We start from the raw sequence: 25,309 nt of genomic DNA, 5'->3' as shown, positions 1-25,309 counted from the left end.
TTGAACAATTTGTGCGGCGTGATTAAAGTCTTGTGAGTTGTTATCCCCATTCGCGGGGTGCTTTATACGCGCCATCCGGATTTATGAATCATGCGAAGAGCTATTTTGGCGGGAAATCAGAAGACTCCTACCTCATCCCGCAAACGTCGAGATCAGCGACATTCTCTTTCCACTCAAGTTCGTCGTCTACGACTTGAACAGCTTGTTGCTCGAGAAATGCTTTCGGCCGATGGGTTTACCCTGGCCACGATGACAAGCAACACGGACGTTTTTGACCCGTCGATTTTCGAGGGTGATGTTGTTGTTAAAACCAAGGCGCCCAATGGTGGAGAAGTGACTCCCGCGGCACCGATCGAGGTTGATCAATGGTTGATGATATGGAACCCTGACCAGGGTCCGGGTGCATCGTATGGTCCTTCGGTCGTGACATCGATCGAAGCGAATGATTTGATTGAAAATTCACATGTTGTCAAATTCCAACAAGCTTTTACGGCTGACCAAGCGGTGGAGCATTTAGGTTTGGGTGGAACACCCGAGATGACCTATCCGTTGATCGCGACGAATTTGGCGGAGCGTTTGATTCCGACGGATCCGGACTTCTTTATGCAATATCATTTGCGTAACACGGGTCAGTATGGTGGCGCTGCTGGCCAGGACATCAACGTGGTCACCGCTTGGGATAGTTACTTGGGTGACGGCGTGGTGATCGGCGTCGTCGATGATGGCGTTGATTACAACCACCCTGACTTGTTGGGTAATTATCGGGGTGATTTAAGTTTCGACTACGCGTTTGGAGATAGCGATCCGGCTCCCGACACGAGTGTCAACTGGCACGGCACGGCGGTGGCGGGTGTGGCGGCCGCTTTGCACAACAATGCAGTGTTTGGTCGGGGCACGACGGGCGTGGCACCGCAAGCTGACATTGCCGGGATTCGGTTGACTGCTGCGGCCACTACCGATGCGACCAATGCTGCAGCGATCAATCATCAGATGGCCGACATTGACATTTATGTCAACAGTTGGGGTCCGCTTGATATTGGCAACATTGCTGCGGCCGGACAACCTGGGCCATTGGCGCGTGCGGCACTGGAAAATGGGGCTCAGAATGGCCGCGGCGGCTTGGGCTCGGTGTTGATTTGGGCGGCTGGTAACGGACATGGTTCTGGCGACAACGTCAACTATGACCTGTATGCCAACTCGCGTCACACGATTGCCGTGGGTGCAATGACTCACACGGGAGTCGAAACGAATTATAGCGAGCGAGGTTCGGCGTTGTTTGTGGTTGCACCGTCGACAGGTGCCGGCACTGCCGGCGCGGTAGCTACGACTGATATCTTCGGGCCGCTTGGTTACACCACCGGTAACTACATTGATCCTGTGGAAAACACGACCGACCGCTTCACCGGCACGTCGGCTGCGGCACCTCAAGTCGCCGGTGTGGTGGCTTTGATGTTGGAAGCCAATCCGGCGCTGACGGCTCGCGATGTCCAGCACATTCTGGCCGAGTCCGCCCGACGCAATGATCCGGGTGATGCGGACTGGTTCCAAAACGCGGCCGGTCACTGGGTGAATTACAAGTTTGGTTTTGGTGTTGTCGATGCTACCGCGGCAACGACGCTGGCGGAGACCTGGACGCCGGTCAGCGAAGAGTTAGCCTGGAATTCCACCGTGTTGGAACCAGCGTTGTCGATTCCTGACAATGATCTCACCGGGACGAGTGTGACCTTTGGTGTTCCTGATAACTTCCAGGTCGAGCACGTGGAAGTTCAAATTGACGCCGATCACACCTTCGGCGGCGACTTGGTGATTACCTTGACCAGCCCCAACGGTACGGCATCACGGTTGACTGAAGTGCACAATCAAGTTGGCACTTATACTTTCGGACACACCTTGACCACGAATCGCAATTGGAACGAAGATACGTTCGGTGATTGGACGTTGACAGTGGCCGACGGCTTTGCGGCTGACACTGGTACGCTGGACCGGGCTGCGATTAAGGTTTACGGCCACGTGATCGATACGGCTTTGCCGAACTTGACATCGACCAACGTCACTGCGAACGAAGCGGATGGCACGATCGACTTTTTGATCGAGTTGGAAGCGGCTCAAGCGGAAGACGTCACCTTTGACGCGGTCACCTTCGATGGGACTGCGATCGCCGGGTCTGATTACACGGCGCTCGATTTTGAGCCCTTTACGATTCCCGCCGGGGAAACTTCGATCGTCATTTCGGTGCCGTTGATTCAAGATAGCGTCGAAGAGATCGCCAAGACTTTTTCGTTGGGATTGACCAACTTTGTTGGTTCGGATCCGCTGGTGCGAGCGGCCGTCGGTACGATCGTCGATGATGATGATCCACCATTCTATGTGGCCACGCCGCAAACCATGGTCTCGCCCATTGCGGCCTTGATCGCGGAGAGCACCGGCAATGAGATTTTGTTGATCTCTGACAGCGACGTTGACGATATGCGATTTGAAGCTGTCGATGGCACTTTGGCTTCGGCGCTCGTCACTCCCGCCAACGAAGATGTGACCATCACGGCCCAATTCGTCGATCCGAATGGCGATCCGGTCGGCAGTTCGGTCAGTTCGGCGACACCGGGTGCCGCAGTAGTGCTACCACTGACTTCCATGGCGGGTAACGGCGCCCACGCCGTTCGCGTCATCGGCGATACATCGTCGGACGTTGTTATCGATTTGATGTTCGGTGCCGTGAACGAAGGCTTTGGCGATGATACCGGCAGTGGCTCCTCGGCCACTTTGGAAGGATCGCTGGTTGCGCTCGGATCAGGTCGTTACGCGGCGGTTGGTGAATTGACCGTCGATGCAGCGGGGATCACGGTCACGCAGACCAATGACCCGGCCGCATTTATCGACATCTCGGGAACTGGTACCGCGTTGGCCATCGAAGACGATTTCAACGCCAATGAAAACGTCAACTTCACCTCCACGATCGGTAATGAGTTGTTGCCCGCCGGCACGATGCGGGTTAATAACAACGGTAATTTGATCGCTGGTGCAACTGGTAATTTGTCATGGAATAATGGTTCCATCCCGACGACCGCGGTGACTAATTTCTTGGCTCCGTTCTGGGATGACTTGGATCCCCGTGGCAACTCGGTTTTCCATGAAGAAACCACGATCAATGGTGTGGATGCGTTGATTGTCCAGTGGAACACCATGCCACACTGGAACATTGCTACTGGTGATGTGACGTTCCAAATCCAATTGTTCGATTCGGGACCTGTAAAAGCCAAATTCGTCTATCCGGACGTCGACTTCGGCAACGCGGGCTTGAGTTTTGCCCAATCGGCCACGATTGGTTACCAGATAGATGTCTTGGATTTCTTCCAGTTCAGCCGCAACCAAGCCGTATTGGCCAACAATGATGTGTTGACCTTCCAGTCATCGATCGACGTCGATGAGTACACCGTCGACTTGACCGGTAAGGTTGGCAGCAACGTCGATGTGCTGTTGACTGGGCTGGAGGGTGCTGACTTGACCGGCGTAACGGCTGAATTGGTCGCTCCCGACGGAACCACTGTGTTGGCAACCAGCAGCGCCACGCCAGGTGGTTTCTCGCCAACCAATTACGATTTGGGGATCGTTGGTTTCGAAGTCCCAGCGGACGGGGTTTACACTGTTCGCATCACTTCGGAAGTCTCGGCCAAGTACTCCTTGGTTGTGACTGAGGGAATGGCTTTCGAGACGGAGACGAACGACGCTCCCACCGATCCGCTTCGCGCCCTGGGCCTGACCGCAGCTGGCCTCGGCCATGCGGACGCAGCTGGGGACGCGATGGAACACTACACCATCGACCTCGAAGTTGATGACTACGTGATTTTCGAAACTAGCACTCCGTTTGATGCTGGCAGTCTGACTGTCAGCAACACGCTGGATCCCGATCTGACGCTGTTCGATCCCTCCGACAATTTGCTGTGGAGTGAAGATAACACGGCCGATGACGGTAAGAACGTGTTTAGGTATTTCCGAGCTCTGGAAGCGGGGACTTACACGTTAGCCCTGTCAGCAGTCAGTGGCGAAGGTGTCTACGTCTTGGATGTCAACGAGTGGGTCAACCGTGATCCTGATGATATCGATTTGGCACCCATGTCGATCGAAGAGAATGCTGGCGACAACATTTTTGTTGGTACCTTCTCCACTTCGGATGTCGATCCTGGGGATACCCACGAGTATTCGCTGGTCAGTGGAACGGGCGACTCGGGCAACGCGGCCTTCAGTATTGTCGGTGATACGCTGGTTGCCAATTCGAGCTTCGACTTCGAAACGCAAGACAGCTATTCGGTTCGCGTGCGAACGACTGATCAACGTGGCGGCATGTACGAAGAAGTCTTCACGATTGATGTGTTGGACATCAACGACGTGCCCACCGACATTGCTTTGACTCCGGCGGACATTGCTGAGAACGCGGGCGTCGATGCGGTAGTTGGTTTGCTTTCGACCACCGATCAAGACGCCGGTGATACCTTTACCTATGCCTTGGTCAGCGGTGCTGGTGACGATGACAACGCTAGCTTCTCGATCAGCGGAGACGAGTTGATCGCTGGTCCAAGTTTCGATTTTGAAACGAAGAACAGCTACACGGTTCGTGTGATGTCGACTGACGCCGGTGGGCTGTCTGTGGAGAAGGCCATCACGATCGACGTCACTGACGTGAATGAAGTGCCTACTGATCTCGCTCTTTCACCAACCGCGATCGAAGAGAACGCGGGTGTGGACGCTGCGGTAGGAACGCTTTCAACCACCGATGTCGATGCGGGTGATACTTTCACCTACACGTTGGTAGCCGGTGCTGGCGATGATGACAACGCGGCATTCAACATTAGCGGTGATGTGCTGCAGGCCAACGATAGCTTCAACTTCGAAGTCAAGGACAGCTATACCGTTCGCGTGATGACGACCGATTCCGGTGGTTTGACTTTCGAGAAGTCATTCGTGATCGATGTCACTGACGTTAACGATGCTCCCACCGACCTCGATCTTTCGCCTACCGCTCTCGATGAGAATGCGGGCGTGGACGCGGTTGTGGGGACATTGACCACGACGGATGAAGATGCTGGTGATACTTTCACCTACTCGCTGGTCGCTGGTGCTGGTGATGATGACAACGCGGCCTTCAATATCAGTGGTGCGGAGCTGCGAGCTAACGCTGACTTCGACTTCGAAACGAAGGACAGCTATACCGTTCGCGTGATGACGACTGATGCCGCAGGTTTGACTTTTGCAAAGGCTGTGGTCATCAACGTCACTGACGTGAATGAAATGCCGACTGACATCGACCTGTCGCCCTCGGCGATCGACGAGAACGCAGGTGTCGATGCGGTTGTCGGCACGTTGACCACGAGCGATGTGGACGCGGGTGATACCTTCGCCTACGAACTGGTCGCTGGTACCGGTGATGATGACAACGCAGCCTTCAACATCAGTGGTGCAGATCTGCGAGCCAATGCTAGTTTCGACTTTGAGTCGAAGACCAGCTACACGGTTCGCGTAATGACGACCGATTCCGGCGGCTTGACTTTCGAGAAAGCCTTTGTGATCGATGTCACGGATGTGAATGAAGTGCCTACGGATCTCGCTCTTTCACCAACCGCGATCGAAGAGAACGCGGGTGTCGACGCGGCAGTGGGGACGCTTGCAACCACCGATGTCGATGCGGGTGATACCTTCACCTACACGTTAGTAGCCGGTGCTGGCGATGATGACAACGCGGCATTCAACATTAGCGGTGATGTGCTGCAGGCCAACGATAGCTTCAACTTCGAAGTCAAGGACAGCTATACCGTTCGCGTGATGACGACCGATTCCGGTGGTTTGACTTTCGAGAAGTCATTCGTGATCGATGTCACTGACGTTAACGATGCTCCCACCGACCTCGATCTTTCGCCTACCGCTCTCGATGAGAATGCGGGCGTGGACGCGGTTGTGGGGACATTGACCACGACGGATGAAGATGCTGGTGATACTTTCACCTACTCGCTGGTCGCTGGTGCTGGTGATGATGACAACGCGGCCTTCAATATCAGTGGTGCGGAGCTGCGAGCTAACGCTGACTTCGACTTCGAAACGAAGGACAGCTATACCGTTCGCGTGATGACGACTGATGCCGCAGGTTTGACTTTTGCAAAGGCTGTGGTCATCAACGTCACTGACGTGAATGAAATGCCGACTGACATCGACCTGTCGCCCTCGGCGATCGACGAGAACGCAGGTGTCGATGCGGTTGTCGGCACGTTGACCACGAGCGATGTGGACGCGGGTGATACCTTCGCCTACGAACTGGTCGCTGGTACCGGTGATGATGACAACGCAGCCTTCAACATCAGTGGTGCAGATCTGCGAGCCAATGCTAGTTTCGACTTTGAGTCGAAGACCAGCTACACGGTTCGCGTAATGACGACCGATTCCGGCGGCTTGACTTTCGAGAAAGCCTTTGTGATCGATGTCACGGATGTGAATGAAGTGCCTACGGATCTCGCTCTTTCACCAACCGCGATCGAAGAGAACGCGGGTGTCGACGCGGCAGTGGGGACGCTTGCAACCACCGATGTCGATGCGGGTGATACCTTCACCTACACGTTAGTAGCTGGTGCTGGCGATGATGACAACGCGGCCTTCAACATTAGCGGTGATGTGCTGCAGGCCAACGATAGCTTTAACTTCGAAGCGAAGGACAGCTACACGGTTCGCGTGATGACGACCGATTCCGGTGGTTTGACCTTCGAGAAGTCGTTCGTGATTGATATCACCGACATCAATGATGCTCCCACCGACCTCGATCTTTCGCCTACCGCTCTCGATGAGAACTCGGGCGTTGACGCGGTTGTGGGGACCTTGAGCACGACTGATGAAGATGCTGGTGAGACTTTCACCTACGAACTAGTCGCCGGTACCGGTGACGATGACAACGCAGCCTTCAACATCAGTGGTGCGGAGCTGCGAGCTAACGCTGACTTCGACTTCGAAACGAAGGACAGTTATACCGTTCGCGTGATGACTACCGATGCTGGTGGATTGACTTTAGAAAAGTCGTTCGTGATCGATGTCAACGACGTCAATGACGCACCAACGGACATCACCGTTTCGGCTACTTCGATTGCCGAGAACGCCGGTGTCGATGCCGTTGTCGGTACGTTGAGCACGGTTGATCAAGACGCTGGTGATACCTTCACCTATGCCTTGGTCAGTGGTGCCGGTGATGATGACAATGCGGCTTTCAACATCAGCGGTGATCAACTGCGGGCGAACGATAGCTTTGATTTCGAGACGAAAGATAGCTACACCATTCGCGTCATGTCCACCGATGCCGGCGGAGAGTCGGTTGAGAAGGTCTTGCTGATTACGGTCGACAATCGTGGCGAATTGGAAACAGTTACGATCGGTGATGGCACGAATCAGCGAAGTTTGGTGACTTCGGTGACGATCACTTTCGATTCCGAAGTCACGATCGGGCCCGATGCTTTTGAAGTCACCAAACGGGGTGCCGGTGGTGGTGCGGTTGGTGTCATCGTCGACAGCATTGTTGACGGCGATGGACGAACGGTGGTTACGCTGACCTTCTCTGGCGGATTCGTGGATGCCGCGACAGGCTCATTGTCGGATGGTAACTATGATCTGCGTATCGTCGGTGCCAACATCACTGACGGCACGGGATTGGGACTTGACCTCGACGAAGATGGTACCGAAGGTGGCGATCATGTGATCGGTGATGACGAGGCCGATGACTTCTATCGTTTCTATGGAGACGTCAACGGGGATCGTGAAGTTGGTTTCATTGACTTCCTTGCGTTCCGAGGCACCTTCGGCGAATCTGAGGGCTCGCCCGACTACGATGCACGATTCGATGTCAACGGCGATGGAGAAGTCGGCTTTGTTGATTTCCTCCAGTTCCGAACCCGTTTTGGTAGCAACCTCGATTTTGAGTAAGATCAGCTCGGTCCGGCTGTCTGATCACGGTCGGGCTGGGATGGCCTGAAATAGCAAAGCGGCGGGTGACTCGATGATGGAGTTACCCGCCGTTTTTTGCTTGAGCCAGTACCGACTGTCATCGCTGCAAGCCTGATGTTTGCCAGGCCAGCAGATGATGTTTATTTAGCAAACTGTGACTTGGCAAACTGCAAAAAGTACTGCCAATCGTGCCGCGTCAAATTGTGTTTACCCGGGCGGATGTGATAGCCCGTGGCGCCCACGTGCCGCGGTTGATCGAGCGGCGGCATGGAGGGATCGGTGATCGATGCTTTGCCCAATAATTGGAAGGCGGGCGCCGCCTTCACGATTGATAAATACTCGCCCCGTGGATCGGCCCACAAGTCTTCCGCCGCGCTGGCCACGTAAACGGAACGCGGAGCTAGCAGGGCGATCAATTGGTGTTGATCGACTGGCAAGCGATCTTCTTGATCAGAATAGCTGGTCAGTTTCGGACAGAACCAATGCGGGAAGGCCGAGGTGATCCGAGCAATGGTTTCGCCGTAGCGTCGCCGCGAGAGAGCTGCTCCTCCGCAGCCTGATTCGTTGGCATAAGCAATTTTAAAACGCGGATCTTCCGCCGCAGCCCACAACGCCGTCTTGCCACCGCGTGAATGTCCCACCACGGCCGTCTGTTGAGGGTCAATGTTTTCATACTTGAGAGCGAAATCGAGCACCCGGCTGGCTGCCCAGCCCCAAGCGGAAAGCGATCCCCAGCTCTCATCGCCACGGGGAGCATTCTCGGCGAAGAACCCGCGGATACCCTCCTCGTAGCCGTCTGCCCGATCGGGATCGACATCTGAGGTGTGAAAAACCGCCGTCGCAAAGCCGGCGTCAATCAGCAACCCGATCGGCCAAAATCCACTCGCTTCAGGACCCATGGTTTGGGGATCGGGGAATTCGCGATTGTTGATCAACACCACCAGCGGCATCGGTTCGGGGCTAGCGGATTGCTGGCTTTGGCGAGGCGTGTAGATCAAGAATGGGAAAGCAAATTCCCGTTCGCCCAAGCGAATGCGACAAAGCAATCGCTTGCCGATCGCTTTGCCTCCCGTGGGATCGAATGCAGCGGCTTCGTACTGGAAAAATACCTCAGGGTTCGCTGCGGGGCGACGTCCGTACACATGCCCGCGAAACTGTTCCAGCAACGCTTCCCGGCGAGCCGGCCACTGGGCTGCTGTAAAGTCCTCGCTTGCGGCTCCCAGCACGTCAGGCAACTCGTACTCGGGAACGGCCGCTTCGTCGTAGTTGAACGGGTGATTGGAACGAGCTTGTAAATCGGCAACTAACTTCCCATCCGCTTGCCAACCGGGTAATTGCAAGGTTTTTGCCTCAGCGTCTGTGCCGCCGTCGTTTTCGCCAAGGGGCGATTGGGCATTGGCCGCTGTGAACATCGAGTTATGGGAAAATGTCGCCGCCATTGCCATGCTGCTGGCCAGTGCCGCGGTCAGTAGGCGGCGGTTTAGGGATGGGTGACGATCGGGGCGAGCGTGCCACTTATGTTTCACCATTGTTGATTAATCCAAATTTTAAGGAGGGTTCTAGGGTGGGACGGAGGGCGCTGAGCCGACCTTTCGAGTATCCTTGATGGTAACGGGCGCAACCATCCCACGCGAATCACCGTAAATCACCCTGGACCCATTTAACTCGTTGATCGTCACCCGCGGATGTAAGCCATGGACGACCCGACAGACCATTCGCCCCAGCCGGAATCAGCCAAGCAGGTGGTAACTCTCTCTCCGTCCGCGCTCGGAGATGCTTCCTTGGTTGCCGCTCTGCAACAGCACGCCAACTCCGACACCACGCTCCAGTTAACTGGCTTCGATGGACAGCAACATTTTTTGATGGGGTTGGATTTGGAGGGCAACCTGCAGGTCGACGGGCCGCTGGGAGATTACGCGTTTGCCTTCAATCGACGGATCAATGTTGTCATCAAAGGTGACGTGGGTGACGGTTGTGGTGAGGGCATGATCTCAGGTTCGTTACGAGTGCGTGGGAGCGCCGGAGTCGGAGCCGGTACCGCGCTGTCCGGCGGCACCATGGCCATCTATGGAAACGCTGGTCCTGATTGCGGTGCGGCCATGCGGGGCGGTGAAATTTTTATTCGCGGCAACGCGGGATCGCAGGCAGCAGCCAGAGCTTTGTGGGGCACCATCGTGATTGGTGGCGATGCGGACGGGGGGCTGGGCGACTTGATGCGTGGTGCGACTATTTTTATTCGCGGTAAAGTCAACATGCTGGGGCGTGGAGTCCGTGAAGCACCACTACGTGAGCGCGAGAAATTGCGGCTTGGGCTGTTGTTGATCAACGCCGGCATTCGGGGAGATGTCAAAGATTTTCGCCGCATCGTTTCCGAGGTTACGCTGCGCGAGGAAGCGAACCGCCCGCGTGGTGAGATTAATCCCAGTTGGCGATAAGTCTCCAGGCTCACGCTGAGTACCGTTAAAGCCCGATCACAATTTCTTTGGCTGCACCATGTTCGACTTCCTAGAGCTGACGCGACCGACCTTTGGAAAAGCCGCAACCCGGAGCGTGGCAAACCGCCTGCGAGTCCAATTGTCAACGCAAGTCGCGTTGCCCCTGCCGTTGATTGCCTACGATTTGCCTTGGTGCGAACGGCCCCCCGAAGTGGCCCGCTACGTGGCTGATAATCTCGACGGTTTGGGAGTTTCGGTGGCTGGCTTGCAAAGCGAGTTTCATCACACGGACGATGAACAAGCAGACTCTCCGTCACCGTTGCAGCTAACAATCTGCCCCTATCGCGCGGAACGCTTCGGACTCCATTTCGATGACCTCGCTAACGCGCGCATCATTGATATCCGGCTCACGTTACCACGCCAAGTTCAGACCGGGTTGCCACGTTATTCGGCGAACACCATGCGGCGTTGGGATCAGCGCGCCGCGCGGATGGCGGACCGGGCAATGCAGGCTTTTGGAGACCTCGACGCACTCTGTTGGCCACCCGACGTGGCCGAGGTGGGAAAGTTGGGGGGCAAAGTGGAGCAGCTGCGGGCACTCAATCCGACCGCCTTGGTCGCCGTCAGCATCGAGGCTTACCGCGCGGCTACGGATCTCGCTCGCATCCTCCCGGCAAAGCCAGACCTGATCTGCTTGCGGGCCGATCGCTGGCCTGCAGACCAAGCAGTCGCGTTCCTCCAAGTGGTCGCGGCAACCGCCGATCGTTTGCAACAAGTCGAATCCTCGGCAGTCAAGTTGGCCGTCATTCCACCGCCCGATACCGATGAACAAGATATTGTTAAACTGCTGGCCCTGGGAGCCGATCTCGTTGCCATCGATCACTGGTGCCGCGATCTAATCACGCCCGCCAAACGCCGGCAATCGAGCGCTGAATGGGCAGCGGCGAATTTGGGTGTGGTGACCACGGCCGCCGATCAACAAACGGCCGACATCGACCTGACATTGCTGGTGCAACGTATCGCCAAAACGCAGCAATGGATCGAAGCCGCTGGAGCCGGCGGTGTGGCAGAACTCAATCGCAAGTTTCTTGTCAATTATACCGGGTCAGCTCTCCCCGGTGTGGCCGGCGTCAATTGAACTGGCTCGGCCGTCAGTCCTCTTCCGTGGCGATATCAAAGCCGCGAATTCGCAGCCCAAACTTGTCTTCCACTTTAACCGCTTCGCCCGTGGCGATCGGGTGGCCACCGACTTCCAGCACTAATGGTTCGTCACAGTTCTTGTCGAATTGAATCATCGCACCGGGCACCAGTTCCAGCACAGCCGACAACGGCACAGCCTTGTGTGCTAACGTAACGGCTACCGTCGCTCGGACTTCGAGGACGCTTTGTTGATATCCGTTCAAGGAGACTTCGCGATCGGGATCGGCTGGAATGCTCGACATGAAACTTGGCTATCGCTGTCCGGCCAATGCCGGAATGGAGGCGGATACTCATTTTGGGACAGAAATGGCCTTGTCAGAGGCCACTCCCAGAGCCTCTCATCGACAAATCGGGGCCGTTCACTACAGTCCAGACCGGAAACTCACCATGGGAGCGTCAAAGTTTGCCAGAAATAGCGTGAAAAAATGCCGCTAGCCCCTCTGTGGGGGGTGCATTTGCCGGGGTAAAAAGGCTAAATTGGGCCCTGTCTGATCGAAGCTAATTGTCCGTGAACAACCGCTTCCGCATCGGGCTCGCATGCCTTGTTTCATTGGTCTTTGGAAAGCGAAAGAAAAGCCGAGATGTGCCTCCTCGCCGTTCAGTACCAGCTCGTTCCTGAAAGTCCAATCTTAGTTGCCGCCAACCGTGAGGAGTATTATGACCGCCCTAGTCTGCCCCCCTCGATTCAGTCGGGTAAGCCCCGAGTACTCTCCGGCATAGATCAACGTGCTGGCGGGACTTGGTTGGGAGTCAACCAAAACGGTTTGTTCGTGGGGCTCTGCAACCGGGCCACCGTGATGCCCTTGTTTGGACATCGTTCACGCGGCCAGCTTTGCCTTGATCTGCTTCGCTGCACATCGTCTCGCAGAGCGCTCGACAAAGCGTTGACTGAGTTAAGCAAGACTCGTTTCGAAGGATGTAACGTTGTCATCGCTGACGGAAAAGCGGGCTTTGTAATTCACTCCGAAGAAGAGCAGGAAGTTGTCCCGCTCGAGGAAGGTTTGAACATTGTCGGTTCACGCAATTTGAATGATCCGACTGATGAACGCGTGCAGATGGCGCGGCGGCTGTTGACTTTGCAGACACTCGATTCGCCAGTCAAGTTTTTGGCTGTTGCCAGTAAGGTTTTCGCCCGATCGCCAGTCGGTCCGGGGCGTCCCAGCATGGTGTTGCGTGGTCGCGAACATGGTACGGTTAGCAGCACCCTGATCGCTCTCGGCGTCAAGCCCCGGGACGCAATCTATCAGTTCTCCTCGGGTGCTCCCGATCAAGCAAAGTACGAAGACTATTCGCCCATGCTGCGAGACATTCTCAGCCGTGGTTTGCGAGAGTCACGTTCTAAGGCTCGCACCGCTTGAGTGGGATTAGAACTGCTTGGGCCGGCGGTTACGCGGCGACGGTCCAGCATTTCTCCCAGTGTGATTCGACCAACAGCTGGGCTGTGCAACATAGCCAGCAAATCCCTGCCGAGGATCTCCCTTTGCTCGTGCTGGCCGATCTGCAAACTGGCGGCCGCGGGCGGGCGGGTCGCAGTTGGTTCGCCGACGCCGGCACGCTCACCTTCTCGCTGCTCGATTCAGCCCAGCGGTTGCAGTTCAGCAAGTCACAGCTACCGCGATTGGCATTGATCACGGGGCTGGCGGTGGCCGAGGCCATTGAGCAATTTATTCCCCCGGTTCGAGCCAGTTTGAAATGGCCGAATGATGTCTACGTGGCGGGCGGTAAGGCCGCCGGGATCTTGGTGGAAAGCGCGGCCGGCAGTGATCACCGCGTGGTCATCGGCGTGGGGGTGAACGTGGCGACCGATTTCACAACTCCGGCGATTGCAGCAGCGGACTCCCAGCTTAGCAAGCGGGCTCGCAGCTTAGCCGCAATCGCCAATCGTCCACTCGATCGCTACGAGTTGTTGCCTCTGATTTTAGAGCGGCTGGATGATCACCTCTCGGCTTTCAGCGGTGCGGATAACGCTCAACTCGATAACCAGTTTGCCAAGCTGGTCAAGACGATTGAGACTCGCTGTTTCTTGACCGGCAAAGAAATTACCTTGCAGCAGGGCCCGGCTCGGCTTCGCGGGTTGTGCCAAGGGATCGATCCCAGCGGCGCGTTGCGGGTCCTCGTCGATGGCCAATTGCAGCAAATTCAATCAGGCGAGGTTATCCGCGTCGCCAGCAGTTAAACTGTGACTCCCCCTCCTCTTTCCGTATCATGCAAGGTATCAATCCTCATGCCATCACAGTCATCTTTCCTGTCCCAGCGCGTCCTGCCCCAGCGAGCTTTCCTGGTGAGTTTATGTTGTGTTAGCCTGGGTCTCACCGCCAGCCTGGCTTTTACCGCGAAACTTGCTGTTGCTGATGAGCCAGCGGAAGCGACGGCAAGCGATTTGGGCAATGGTAATTTCGTCGTCGGGCCTGATTTTAGGCTTGATCCCGATCTGGCCGATCGTGGTAATCCTCAAGGCCGCTCGTTTGAATTCAGCATGCCGTTGGCGGAGAGCGCCATCTTCCGCGGCGACGATTCCACGCTGGATGCAAAGAAAAAGGTCCGCGAAGAACGGAAGATTTTTGTCTATGTGCCGGCCGCTTATCAACCGGGTACCGAGGCTCCAATTTTAGTCATGCATGATGGACCGAGTCGTTTAAACTTGGTTCGTCACGCGCTCGATAATTTGACCATCTCCAAAGACCCGGCGCGTCGCTTGCCCGCGTTCATTGTGATATCGGTGCAGAACGGTGGTGATGATAGCAAGGGGAGTCAGCGCGGTCTGGAGTACGACACGATGTCCGATCGTTTGGCCCGCTTTATTAATGACGAAGTCTTGCCCGCCGTGTTGGCAAATCCAGAAATCAAAGCCGCTTACCCGAATTTGACTTTCACCAAAGATCCCTGGGGTAGAGCCGTCATGGGTTGCAGTTCCGGAGGCGCCGCGGCGCTGACGATGGGGTGGTTTCGCCCCGATCTCTTTCGCCGCTTGATCACCTACTCGGGCACCTTTGTCGATCAGCAAGATGATGATGCGCCAGAGGAGGCTGATTATCCCCTGGGTGCTTGGGAATATCATTCCAGCATGAAGCTGATCGAGAACAGTGAACGGAAACCGCTGCGGATTTTTACGCACGTCTCGGAGAATGATTTGCGAGCGAATGATCCCGAAGAGAGTTATCACAACTGGGTGATGGCCAACGAACGCACAGCCGCTGCGCTGAAGGCCAAAGGTTATGACTATCGCTATGTCTTTAGCCGTGCCAGCAAGCATTGCGATCAACAGGTGTTCGAGCACACCTTGGCGGATACCCTGGTTTGGATGTGGCAGGGTTACGAGTGATCGGTGCCGACGCCGGCGAACATCCAGCCAACGATGGCGAGTAGCAAGACTGCGAAGCCGGCCAGCATGATGGAAATTTGCAGGCCGGCAAAGCGGGCGATCGCCCCCCAAAGCAACGAACCGCCACTCATCGAAGCGGCGAATACGGCCAAGTACGAGCCCATGCCGCGGGCTCGTAGGTTGCGTGGCAAAACTAATTGAGCGGTCGAATTGAGGCTGGTGAGCGCCATCATCCAGCCAGCCCCGGCCGCCAGCATTAACCCCAGCGTGAATGGTCCGCCCCAGTTTGCCGCGATCCCCAATAGCGAGACCCCGGCTAAACAGTGTGCTAACAGCAGCGTTCCGGGGACCCCCAGGCGATAACGGGCCCAAGGCATAAAGCCAGCCGCCACCACCGCGCCGACTCCGATGCCACCGACCAGCATGCCGTAACCTAACGCGTCCCAGTTCAACAAGTCATGCGCGACCAGCGGCAGCAGGGACCAAAGACCGCTGGCGGGAACGACAAACAGCGCCACCCGGGTGAGCACGTGCCGCATCGTTTGGTTCTCTGCGGCAAAGCGTAAGCCGGTGAATAAGGCAGCCTTGAATGATTGGCCTTCCGCCGATTCACGTTCCTTGCGTCGCCAAAAAAATAGCACCCCCAGCACTCCGGCAAACGACCCAGCGTTCACGGCAAAGGCGGACCATGAACCAAGCCAAGCAACCAACAGTCCGCCCACAGCAGGCCCCGTCGCCCGCGCTAAATTAAAGCTGATCGAACCCAAGGCGATTGCCGAAGTGAGCTGCGCCCGAGGGACCAACTCGGGTACCGAGGCTTGCCAAGTCGGCGCGTGCAGCACCATCCCCAACCCCATCGCTCCGGTCAGCAGTAACAAGATACTCGGCGTAACCAATTCCAGCCAAGTCAGCGTGGCCAGCGTGGCGGCTGTGCATAACATCCAGGTTTGCGTACCGATCAGCAATCGTCGCCGATCCACGCGATCTGCCAACACCCCAGCCGGCAGTGCCAAAATTAATAGCGGCAGCGCCATCGCCGCCCGCACCGACGAAACCATCAATGGTGAATCGTCCAACTGAGTCATCAACCACGCGGCGCCCGTCTCATGAATCCAAGTGCCCAGGTTTGACATCAACGATGCGAACCAAAAGGCACGATAAATCGGAATCGACAGTGGCGCCCATGCCGATTCGTCGGGCGATGGTGAACGACGAAGGAAAGGCAGGCGAGACGTGATGACGGACAGGTTTGGCAGTTAGAGGGAATGGATGAACGTATTCAGCAGATATGGTCGTTACTCTGGCAACGCCAGCAATCTCTCTGCTTCTTCCAACAAGAATTGGCCGTCAGTAAATGGTTCGTAACCAATGTCTTGCCAGCGAACTCGCCCCTGGGCGTCGATCAAAAAGGTGCCATGTAAAGGTTGGTTCTCGAAATCGTCCCAACAACGATAGTCCTTGAACGCTTGCTGCTCATCGCTGGCTAGCAACGGAAACGGAATGCTCTCCTCATAGCGATCCATACCCTTGCGTAATTCGGCCAAATTTTCGGTGCTGATTCCCACGATCTCGATACCGGCGGCGGAGAAATCCTCCGTCAGTGGTGCAAAGGCGGTCAACTGCTCCACGCAGTGCAGACAACCAAAGCCCAAATAGAAAATCACGATGCGAGGCTTACCCTCATATTGTTGATCGGTGATTTCATCGCCTTGTGAACTGTAAGCGGTCCACTCGGGGGCTTGGTAAGGACTCCAGCGAAACGGTCCCAAGCTCTCCAGGTCGGGGCGGGGTCCCAAGTCATCTGGCGCTTCATAGGGGATCCGCCAATCGCCAGACAGTCCAGCATGTTCGGCGACGGGAGTTAAACGCGCCAACAGGGGCGTTGTCAGATCGGCATCAGCGGCCAATTTTCGCAGCTCTTCAAAACGAGCCACCGCGTCCTCACGTTGCTCAAGCTGCCACAGCGTGTGCACCAAAATTGCCAAGGGACGGACTTGTCCTTGCTTGTCCTTCACCAACTTTTCCAGTTCCTCTTTGGCCTCTTTCTGTTTGCCCACTTGGGCCAACCAAGATGCCTTCAAGGTCGCTTCAATCCGCCCCGCTTTGCCGATCTGTTCTTCGAAAGCTTTGGCATCTTTGGCCGCTACGGCTGCCGCGGCACGCTGTAAAGCAATGTATTTTTCCAGCTCAGTAATGTCGGCCTTGTTCCTTGAGATTTCTCTTTCCAACTCTTTCTTGGCCGCTTTCTCAGCTTCTGCTTTCTCGGCTTCGGTTTGTTCCACTTCGGTTTCTTCAGCCGCTGCTTCATCTCCCTCAGCAGCATCTCCCTCGGTGGTCTCTTCGCTAGCAGTTCCTTCTTCGCCAGCAACTTCCTCTTCTTTGTCTTCTTCCTCGGTTGACTTTGGTTGTTCGCCGTCTTGCTTCGCTTCCAGTTCTATTTGCTGGTTTTGCAGATCGAGCAAGCGGCTGCGCAGTTGGCGATCATAAGAGCGGGCCGCTTTGGTGTTGCCGGTCAAATGCTCAGCCACTGCTAACCAAGCGAGTCGTTCGTTTTGCCAGCCCTGATCGTCGGTTGGCAACAGGTAGGGCCCGTTAGCTTCAGAGATCAGCGTGTCCCACAATTCAAACTCAGTTAAGGTTTGCAGCAGTCGAATGCGCCCGTACCGATAACTCCCGCGGGCGGTCATCGAGTTGTATTTTGGGTGCTGGGGCATGGCCACCAAATTGCGACTTTGCTCGAGGGCATCGTCGACTCGCCCCAGGAAGATAAGATTACGAGTCAGCCACTCGTTGTTGTGCGCAAAGTTATGGATTTCGTCGGGCATCAGTCGCGTGCGAATCATGTGGGCGTGATCAACGCGGGCGGAAGCTTCTTGTTGCCAAGCGGCATCGGCGTAGCGATCGAGGCGCGAGTAGATGTGCCCAGGCATGTGCCACATATGGGCGATTCCCGGCAGCGAAGGGCCACACAGGGCGGCCGACTCGAGCGCATTTTCGGCTCTCCGCGAATCCCACAAGTGAATCCGGTAGTGGTGGGCTGGGTGCATTGGATTGGCGGCGAAGACTTGGTCGAGCAAGGCGTCGACGGCGTAGTAGCTGACGATCGGCACGCCCGCTCGATTAGCCATCCACATCTCAACCGCCAACAGTGCTTTGATTTCAATATCATCGGGATATTTATCAAGCACGCGTTCGAGGTCGGAGAAATAATCGCGGCGGCGGCGTTCTTTCGCTTCTTTTGATTCTTCTTTGCCAGGATCCTTCAGTACTTTTGCCGTCGCGTCGATCAGCATCTGTTCGCGCTCGCTGGCATGCTCTCGGCGTTCGACCGCTTCCTTGATAAAGCCGCGGGCCCGGTCGATGTTGTTCGTGTTGGCCAAAGCCATGCCCCAGTAGGCGATTGCCAAATCGGGCTCCAGGGCTGCTGCTTGGCGGAACGAGCGTTCGGCTTCCAGATACCAAAACCCGTGCAGGGCGGCGATTCCCTGGTCGAATAATTTTTGCGTCTGCTCTTCCTTGGCGGAGGTCTTAAAATCGACATTCCCCAAACCGTCGATCAGCACGGCGGCTTGTCGAGGGCCCGCGTTGAACGCTTCGCCATGATAGCTGTGCCCTGCGAGCACATCCGTTTCGGCCGCTTCCGGTTCGGTGGTTTTGTCCTCGGCGGGGGCTTTGTCTTCGGCACGGGCTGGAGAGCCGCTCGGTGCGAGGCACAACAATAGCGCAGCGGCCCACAGCAATCGGGTGATTGGCAGCGGGTGAATCGAACGTGGCAAGAGCAGCATTTTTTATTATTCCGAAATAACTTCAGCGTCGTCAGCAAGCGGGCGGATTTTCAAATCACGCCAACGTACTTCGTAGGGACCTTCATCCTTGCCGATGCCATGGACTTGCAAACCGATGAACCCGACTAACGAGGATTCGTCGTCAGTGAGGTCTTCGATTTTTCGTCCGTTCACCCAAGTCTGCAGACGGTTGCCCACAGCCCTCACGTGATAGCGATTCCATTGATTGTTCTTGAATGCATCTTGGATTGGGCGCTCCACACTCAGCCATTGCCGGCCGGTGGCTTCACTATAGATATAGCCGGCATCGCCCTCGCCTGCATCATTCAAGGCTTCGATTTCAACTTGTGGGCCATGCACGCGTCCGGATTGAAATTCGGGCAAGCTTAAAGAGCGGATTTGAACACCTGAATTCAAACCATCATCTACTTTTACCTCAAAGGTAAGTTCAAAGTTACGGTAATCAGCCTCGGTGCAGAGAAACGAGTTAGGACTGCCAACCGCTGTGCGCCCCACAATCACATCACCTTCGACCGCGTAGCTGGCGGTGCCGTTGCGTTGTTTCCAGCCGTCGAGGTTTTGGCCGTTGAAGAGTGACTTCCAGCCTTCCGTTCGCGGGTTTGGCATCTCGGTGGCAGCGACCAATTTGGCCCCCGCTCCCAGGGTTGCCGGGTCGCGCAAGATCGCTTTTTGATTCGACAGCAGTTGCGGATCGATGGCTGGTTGAGAAACGTTGCCGGTCGCAGCCCACTCGGCTCCGCGTTGCAAAGTGACTTGAAATGCGACGCCTTGCATAGCGGTTGCGTCGTGGCCAAGGGTGGTGTGGAACACGCGGCCACTACCATAGTGAATCGTCATCAGAATTGGCTCGTGCTGTCCGGTGCCACCCGTTTCTGTCGCGCTGAAGGCGGTTGCCAGCACGTGCAGATTTTCCGCGGGTCCGCGCAGTTCGGCGTAGAGCTCATCTTCGGCTTGCATAAACGCGGTGGGCAGTCCAGCCGTTATGGGGTGACTTTGATCGCGAAGCACGACGGTAAATGGATGTCGCCTGCCATGACTACCGCCACGTCCTGGTTCGGGTTGGCGAACGATTTGCCCCTCCGCAAACCGCACGTAAGGACCATCTTTCTCAGTTCGGCCCCCCCAGCCACCGAGACCGATCATACGATTGTAAGCTGGCCATTTCGGGAACGAGTTATCCGCCGCATGCACGCAGACGAAGCCACCCCCTCCGGCGATGAATTGCTCAAAAGCGGTCTGCGTTGCCGCCGCCCATGGCTGCCCATTGTAATTTGAAATGACCACGCCGTAGGCATCGAAATTTGGTTTAAAAGTTTCCATCGGCTCCCCCGCTGCCGGGGCGGTGGCGACCTCGACTTCGAACAACCCCGTCGCCTCCAGCGTTTGCTTGATCAACGGCGTGGTGACTTTCCAATTATGGTTGTTTTGACCGTCGATCACCAACGCGCGGATCGGCCCTTGAGCGTGGACCGATTGCCCCTCGACCAAATGTGGAGCCAGCACTTGGGGCGCGAGCGTCAAGAAGCCGACCAGCAGGACCGTGCGGGCCAGCGGTGCTGTCGCGAAGTGTCGCGTGGAAAAAATGTTCATGGCGCGAGAATGTCGGTGCGGGGGAGGTGCGAGCAGAAGCCAGGAGATGTATTTTGGACGCCCAGGAGCAATGCGGCAACACTCGCTCCCAGAATTTGTTGATTCCCGTGTTCTGCGCCACCCGAATAATCATTCCCTCATGTTCGAATTCTCCGCCCGTTCCTTTCCGACCACGCGGCTGCGACGACTCCGAAGGCACGCCTGGACCCGCCGATTGGTCGCTGAAAATCACCTCACGACGGCCGATTTAATCTGGCCTCTGTTCGTGATTGATCAAGAACAGGCCTCTGAGCCGATCCCCAGCATGCCGGGGGTCTACCGGCTAGGTATTCAGCAAACGGTCGATGCCGCTCACCAAGCCGTTGAGCTGGGCATCTCCGCGATCGCAATATTTCCCGCCACCGATCCACAGCTGAAAACGCCCGATGCGCGGGAAGCGATCAATCCCGACAATCTGGTTTGTCGGACCGTGCGGCGGGTGAAACAGGCGGTCGGTGACCAGCTGGGGGTGATCTGCGATGTGGCGCTTGACCCCTACAGCAGCCACGGGCAGGATGGTCTGGTCAAAGATGATTACGTGGTCAACGACGAAACGATCGAAGTCTTGTGTCGCCAAGCGATCATCCAAGTGGAAGCGGGATGCGATATCGTGGCCCCCAGCGACATGATGGACGGACGCTGCGGGCGAATTCGAGCGGCACTCGATGCGGCCGGTTGTCAAGACGCACAAATTATGTCCTACGCGGCCAAGTACGCCAGCGCCTTTTATGGACCTTTTCGTGACGCGGTCGGCTCCTCGGGAAATTTGGGGACCGGTGATAAAAAAACCTATCAACAAGATCCCGCGAATTGCCATGAAGCGCTGCACGAAGTGGCACTCGATCTGGCCGAGGGTGCCGATAGCGTAATGGTTAAACCGGGCATGCCTTACCTGGATGTCATCACCCGCGTAAAAGCTACTTTCGGTGTGCCCACGTTTGCTTATCAAGTCAGCGGCGAATATGCCATGATCGCGGCGGCGGCCGAACGCGGCTGGCTCGACCGACAAGCGGCCATGTTGGAGAGCTTGCTGGCTTTCAAACGAGCCGGTGCTGATGGCGTGCTGACCTATTTCGCTCCCGAAGTCGCTACCTGGCTAGCATCGCCAGCAAGCCCGTGAATAAGCGATTGTTGAAGTTGGCATCACGTGCCTCACGCCGCTTCGCTTGGCACTGGGCGGATGAATCCATCGCCGGACACCCTTGGCGGATCGCGACGGCCACCGATCCCGATGGCATGTTGCTCGATGCTTGTCGCCGACAAGATGCGGGTGAGACGAATGTGATCGATCCATTTTGGGCGACCGTTTGGCGAGCCGCTGCGGGGCTCGATCGCTTTCTTGAACGCTATGATTTGCAAGGTAAACGCGTCTTAGAAGTCGGTTGCGGGACCGGTCGTGGCGGCTTGGCTGCCGCCCTCCGCGGGGCCAGGGTCACGCTCACCGATGGAGTCAATGATCCGCTGTTGCTGGTGCAGCTAACAGTTGCCTCGTTAGCCAATCGCTGTCAGGTTCGGCGGTTGCGGTTCGGCCTGGACCGCATTGCTGACGAGCCACCTTTCGAGCTGATTCTGGGTTCCGATGTGACCTACCTGCGCGTCCTTTGGCCGGAGCTGGAAAAATCGCTGCGGCAACATTTGCAGCCGCAAGGTCAAGTTCTCTTGAGCGACCCGTTTCGATTTATTGCGAATGAATTTCGTGATTGGATTCAGGACCGCGGTTGGCATTATGTCGAACATAGCATCGATGTTGCCCCGCCCCACTATGACCACGCGGGCAAACAGGCCGTGAGTGCCGAGGCTGGGCCGGAACAACAAGCCAATCACTATCCGATTCGTGTGATGTGTTTAACCCTGAAAGCTTGAGGTGTTATGACGTTTGCGAGTTGTGGCCCGGCATGGAGGTCGCGACGTTGCCGATTGTTAAGCCAACACCGCTTCGGTCAGCTCCGCTTGCTGAACATTGAAAGCTGTCATGGCAGGATCGTTGCGACGCAGCAGACGGGAACCGATCTGATAACAATTCGGTCCCAACTTGCGGACGCGTGCGACTTGAGCGACCAGCCAGAACGCGGGTAGGATCAAACGCACTTGTTCTTCGGGAAAAAATTGTTCCGCAGACAGAAAGCCCACGCCGTAACGCGAGATGTCAGCGATGTAAACGCCGTAGGGATCGGTCTGACGCGGCCAAGCGTGCAGGCGAACTTCGCTGAAGGCCAAGCTCTCGGCGCGGACTCGCAATCGCGCCGCTTTGCGTTCGTCCCCCGCCATGCTAGGTAGCGGCCCCGTCTCTCGGAAAAAATTCTCCATGCCGGCGGGCAACTCGATGCTCCAGCAAATATCATCAGTTAATCTTTGCAAGTGCTCAGTATAATCGCTTCCCAGCATGCCAATATCTCCGGATCGAACGCTGTTCCGCTGTCGCGGTTAAGGATGTCAAGTGCACGCTTACGCGGCATTGGAGTACGATAAGGTCGATGGCTGGTCAACGCCTCAAAGACGTCAACCACCGCGCAAATTTTAGCCCATAAATGAATATCATCTCCATCACTGCCCGTTGGGTATCCGCCACCATCAATCCGTTCATGGTGTTGATAGACCATCATTAACTGGCCTTGCGATAAATCGTTGCGATGCACCAACCGTCGGAAACCAACCGTCGGATGCGTGCGAATAATGCGGAATTCGTTCTCGTCCAGCCGGCCAGGTTTGCACAAAATCCGGTCATCGATTTCTAGCTTCCCCAAATCATGCAGCAGTCCGCCCGAGGCAACCTGTTGGACTTCGTCTTCGGCCAGCCCTAATTCGGCGGCCAGCATCGATGCGTAAAAGGAGACGTTGGCGGAGTGCGTGAAAGTGGCATAGTCGTGATGCAGCACTCGCATCATATCCGCAGCGGCAAACTCATCATGCATGATCAAGTCAGCTGTCATCGAGCCAAGCTCGTTCGCTGAACTTACCGCCGCATCGCTGTTCCCTTTCTTAAAGTCACCCTCTAACACATCTCGCACCACTTCGTTGACCGCGGCCAAGCGAGCTGAGTACTCGGGCAATGGACCCCCGGCTGCCGGTGCGGCAATCGAACGCAGGTAACTCTGATATTGTTCGCGACTCGAACTCTGAATGTAGAGCTGCTTGATGCCTCTAGCTTTTAGTCGCTCAAGGTCTTTCAAGTGCAACGGAAAGTCCGCTTGCCGGTAAAGCTTCAGCTCACCGGTCGAAGGGCTTTTCACGTACAAGTCCATTCCCAAATCAATGGATGAAACCAACGTATTTAAGCTAATCGGTATTACATCGTCTGCTACGGCGCTAGACATCAAACGTACACTCGATTTCGAAGGCAAGCCATTGCGCAAAAAAAGGCGACAGGTGCAACGATGTTTTCAGTTGAATTCATCCGTTGCCCTTCAAACCTAGGATAAAAAATTCTCCGCAGCCTGGAGAACGACCATCAGAGCCTGAATTCAGCCGACTTTGCTGACGGAGCGGCGCCCGCCTGTGGCGATGCGCGCGATTCTGACTTTTGCGACGTTTGTCACCCCTGGAGCAGTGCTCCCGCGCTTCGATTATCATGGCGACTCTCCGCTTGAGATGCTCGTTACCAGTCCCAGGCTCACTTCGTTCGCTGCTCCACAGGCTTGTTCCCGCAATGATTCGGTTTTTTAGAGATCACTCCCTTGCCGTCCTGCTGATCGCCTGCTCGGCAATCCCCTCGCTCGCTCAACAAGGGCCGGCAGCCGACGATGCCCTCGATACTGAAAGTAACGATCCTGGAACCAATAACCGCTTGGCTCCCGTCGTTGTTTCCCCCGCGGCGCTCGAAGTGCATCGCGGCGGTTACGTTTGGGACGGTCATAACGATTTGCCCTGGGCCATGCGAACGGTCGCATCTTCCTCCTTTGATGAACTCGATATTGCCCAGCGGCAGCCGAAACTGATGACCGATATCCCCCGCCTTCGCGAGGGCAACGTGGGGGCCCAGTTTTGGTCCGTTTTCGTGCCAGCCAGCACCGGACCACGAGGCATCGCGTTTCAAACCACCATCGAGCAAATCGAGCTGGTGCGGACGATGTGCCAGCGATATCCCGAAACGTTCGCTTGGGCGACCACGGTTGCCGAAGTTGATGCGGCCCGCCGGGAAGGCAAAATAGCTAGCCTGATCGGTGTCGAAGGCGGGCATTCCATCGAAGACTCAATCGCCAATCTGAGAAGACTCTATCAGCTCGGTGCACGCTACATGACGCTGACGCATAGCCGCTCGCTGGCTTGGGCCGACTCCTGCACTGATGATCCGATCAGCGGCGGGCTCAGTCCCTTTGGTGAAGAAGTGATCCGCGAAATGAATCGCCTAGGGATGCTGGTTGACCTCTCACACGTTTCCCCGGAAACCATGCTCGCCGCGCTGCGGATCAGCACCGCTCCGGTGATCTACAGCCACAGCTCGTCGCGGGCCGTCGCTGATCATCCCCGAAACGTGGGCGATAAGATTCTCCCCGCAATTCGCGAAAACGGCGGCGTCATTATGGTGAACTTCTACAACGGCTTCGTCGTCCCGGCTGATGTCGAGCGCAGTCGCCAACGCATCGAAATGGAGCAACGCTTGGAGAGTGGAGGAGTCAGCGAACAGGAACGCAAAGCCCAGGTCAGTCGCTGGGCGGCAAAAAATCCCCCCATCCAAGGAACCGTGCACGATCTGGTCGACCATATTGATCACTTGGTGAAACACTGTGGCATCGATCACGTGGGGCTCGGCGGGGACTACGACGGTGTTTCCATGTTGCCCAAGCAAATCGAAGACGTATCCACCTACCCGGTGATCACCCAAGTGTTGTTGGACCGCGGTTATTCAGCGGCAGACATTCATAAGATCATGTATGCAAATGTATACAGAGTATTCCAAGCAGCCGAACGCCACGCGGCTGAATCTAAAGCTGATAACTAGCACGTCCCCT

Annotated in this window: 16 protein-coding genes; 9 read left to right on the top strand and 7 right to left on the bottom strand. The window is 56.3% G+C overall.

The window, feature by feature from the left end; genetic code table 11:
- Positions 1–90: 90 nt before the first annotated feature.
- Positions 91–7,947, top strand: a complete 7,857-nt coding sequence (locus tag SH139x_RS29000; RefSeq protein ID WP_488353200.1) for a S8 family serine peptidase — start codon at positions 91–93, stop codon at positions 7,945–7,947.
- Positions 7,948–8,108: 161 nt separating this feature from the next.
- On the opposite strand, the gene SH139x_RS28995 is transcribed toward SH139x_RS29000, so the two are convergent.
- The gene (locus tag SH139x_RS28995; RefSeq protein WP_488353199.1) at positions 8,109–9,497 is read right to left on the bottom strand and encodes a glucuronyl esterase domain-containing protein; all 1,389 of its coding nucleotides are present in this window, start codon (positions 9,495–9,497) and stop codon (positions 8,109–8,111) included.
- A gap of 165 nt (positions 9,498–9,662) precedes the next feature.
- Here SH139x_RS28995 and SH139x_RS28990 point away from each other — a divergent pair, with 165 nt between their 5' ends.
- Entirely contained in the window at positions 9,663–10,403 is a 741-nt protein-coding gene (locus SH139x_RS28990; RefSeq protein WP_488353198.1) for a tributyrin esterase, read from the top strand.
- Between the two features lie 58 nt (positions 10,404–10,461).
- Positions 10,462–11,541, top strand: coding sequence for a hypothetical protein (locus SH139x_RS28985; protein ID WP_488353197.1), 1,080 nt, complete (start codon positions 10,462–10,464; stop codon positions 11,539–11,541).
- A gap of 13 nt (positions 11,542–11,554) precedes the next feature.
- On the opposite strand, the gene SH139x_RS28980 is transcribed toward SH139x_RS28985, so the two are convergent.
- Positions 11,555–11,845: a FliM/FliN family flagellar motor C-terminal domain-containing protein gene (locus tag SH139x_RS28980; protein WP_488353196.1), complete on the bottom strand. Its 291-nt coding sequence runs from the start codon at positions 11,843–11,845 to the stop codon at positions 11,555–11,557.
- A 339-nt stretch (positions 11,846–12,184) separates the two neighbouring features.
- On the opposite strand from SH139x_RS28980, the gene SH139x_RS28975 reads away from it, so the two are divergent.
- From SH139x_RS28975 to SH139x_RS28965, 3 genes are all read left to right on the top strand, one after another.
- The gene (locus tag SH139x_RS28975; protein ID WP_488353195.1) at positions 12,185–12,961 is read left to right on the top strand and encodes an NRDE family protein; all 777 of its coding nucleotides are present in this window, start codon (positions 12,185–12,187) and stop codon (positions 12,959–12,961) included.
- Complete coding sequence (locus tag SH139x_RS28970) at positions 12,958–13,779, top strand: biotin--[acetyl-CoA-carboxylase] ligase (protein ID WP_488353194.1); 822 nt, start codon at positions 12,958–12,960, stop codon at positions 13,777–13,779. Before SH139x_RS28975 ends, SH139x_RS28970 begins: the two co-directional genes overlap by 4 nt.
- A gap of 105 nt (positions 13,780–13,884) precedes the next feature.
- On the top strand, positions 13,885–14,925 hold the full coding sequence (locus SH139x_RS28965; RefSeq protein WP_488353193.1) for an alpha/beta hydrolase: 1,041 nt from the start codon (positions 13,885–13,887) through the stop codon (positions 14,923–14,925).
- On the opposite strand, the gene SH139x_RS28960 is transcribed toward SH139x_RS28965, so the two are convergent.
- The 3 genes from SH139x_RS28960 to SH139x_RS28950 form a co-directional block, all read right to left on the bottom strand.
- Entirely contained in the window at positions 14,916–16,151 is a 1,236-nt protein-coding gene (locus SH139x_RS28960) for an MFS transporter (RefSeq protein ID WP_488356122.1), read from the bottom strand. The genes SH139x_RS28965 and SH139x_RS28960 overlap by 10 nt on opposite strands.
- Positions 16,152–16,220: 69 nt before the next feature.
- On the bottom strand, positions 16,221–18,710 hold the full coding sequence (locus SH139x_RS28955; protein ID WP_488353192.1) for a peroxiredoxin family protein: 2,490 nt from the start codon (positions 18,708–18,710) through the stop codon (positions 16,221–16,223).
- Positions 18,711–18,716: 6 nt separating this feature from the next.
- Positions 18,717–20,321 carry a 3-keto-alpha-glucoside-1,2-lyase-like domain-containing protein gene (locus SH139x_RS28950; protein ID WP_488353191.1) on the bottom strand — a complete coding sequence of 535 codons (1,605 nt, stop codon included), beginning with the start codon at positions 20,319–20,321 and terminating at the stop codon, positions 18,717–18,719.
- Between the two features lie 139 nt (positions 20,322–20,460).
- Here SH139x_RS28950 and hemB point away from each other — a divergent pair, with 139 nt between their 5' ends.
- Together hemB and SH139x_RS28940 are read left to right on the top strand one after the other, a co-directional pair.
- Complete coding sequence (gene hemB / locus SH139x_RS28945) at positions 20,461–21,480, top strand: porphobilinogen synthase (protein WP_488353190.1); 1,020 nt, start codon at positions 20,461–20,463, stop codon at positions 21,478–21,480.
- A complete protein-coding gene (locus tag SH139x_RS28940) occupies positions 21,477–22,223 on the top strand; it encodes a class I SAM-dependent methyltransferase (protein ID WP_488353189.1) in 747 nt (248 codons plus the stop codon). The genes hemB and SH139x_RS28940 overlap by 4 nt, the downstream gene beginning before the upstream one ends.
- Positions 22,224–22,280: 57 nt before the next feature.
- On the opposite strand, the gene SH139x_RS28935 is transcribed toward SH139x_RS28940, so the two are convergent.
- On the bottom strand, positions 22,281–22,745 hold the full coding sequence (locus tag SH139x_RS28935) for a hypothetical protein (protein ID WP_488353188.1): 465 nt from the start codon (positions 22,743–22,745) through the stop codon (positions 22,281–22,283).
- Complete coding sequence (locus tag SH139x_RS28930) at positions 22,706–23,674, bottom strand: HD-GYP domain-containing protein (protein WP_488353187.1); 969 nt, start codon at positions 23,672–23,674, stop codon at positions 22,706–22,708. The genes SH139x_RS28935 and SH139x_RS28930 overlap by 40 nt, the downstream gene beginning before the upstream one ends.
- 332 nt (positions 23,675–24,006) lie before the next feature.
- On the opposite strand from SH139x_RS28930, the gene SH139x_RS28925 reads away from it, so the two are divergent.
- Entirely contained in the window at positions 24,007–25,299 is a 1,293-nt protein-coding gene (locus SH139x_RS28925) for a dipeptidase (RefSeq protein WP_488353186.1), read from the top strand.
- Positions 25,300–25,309: the final 10 nt, after the last annotated feature.

It is taken from the genome of Kothea flammea (assembly GCF_052161645.1).
Lineage (GTDB): Bacteria > Planctomycetota > Planctomycetia > Pirellulales > Pirellulaceae > Laterigemmans.
Note: the sequence above shows the minus strand (reverse complement) of the source record. Positions and strands in the feature narration are given on the sequence as shown.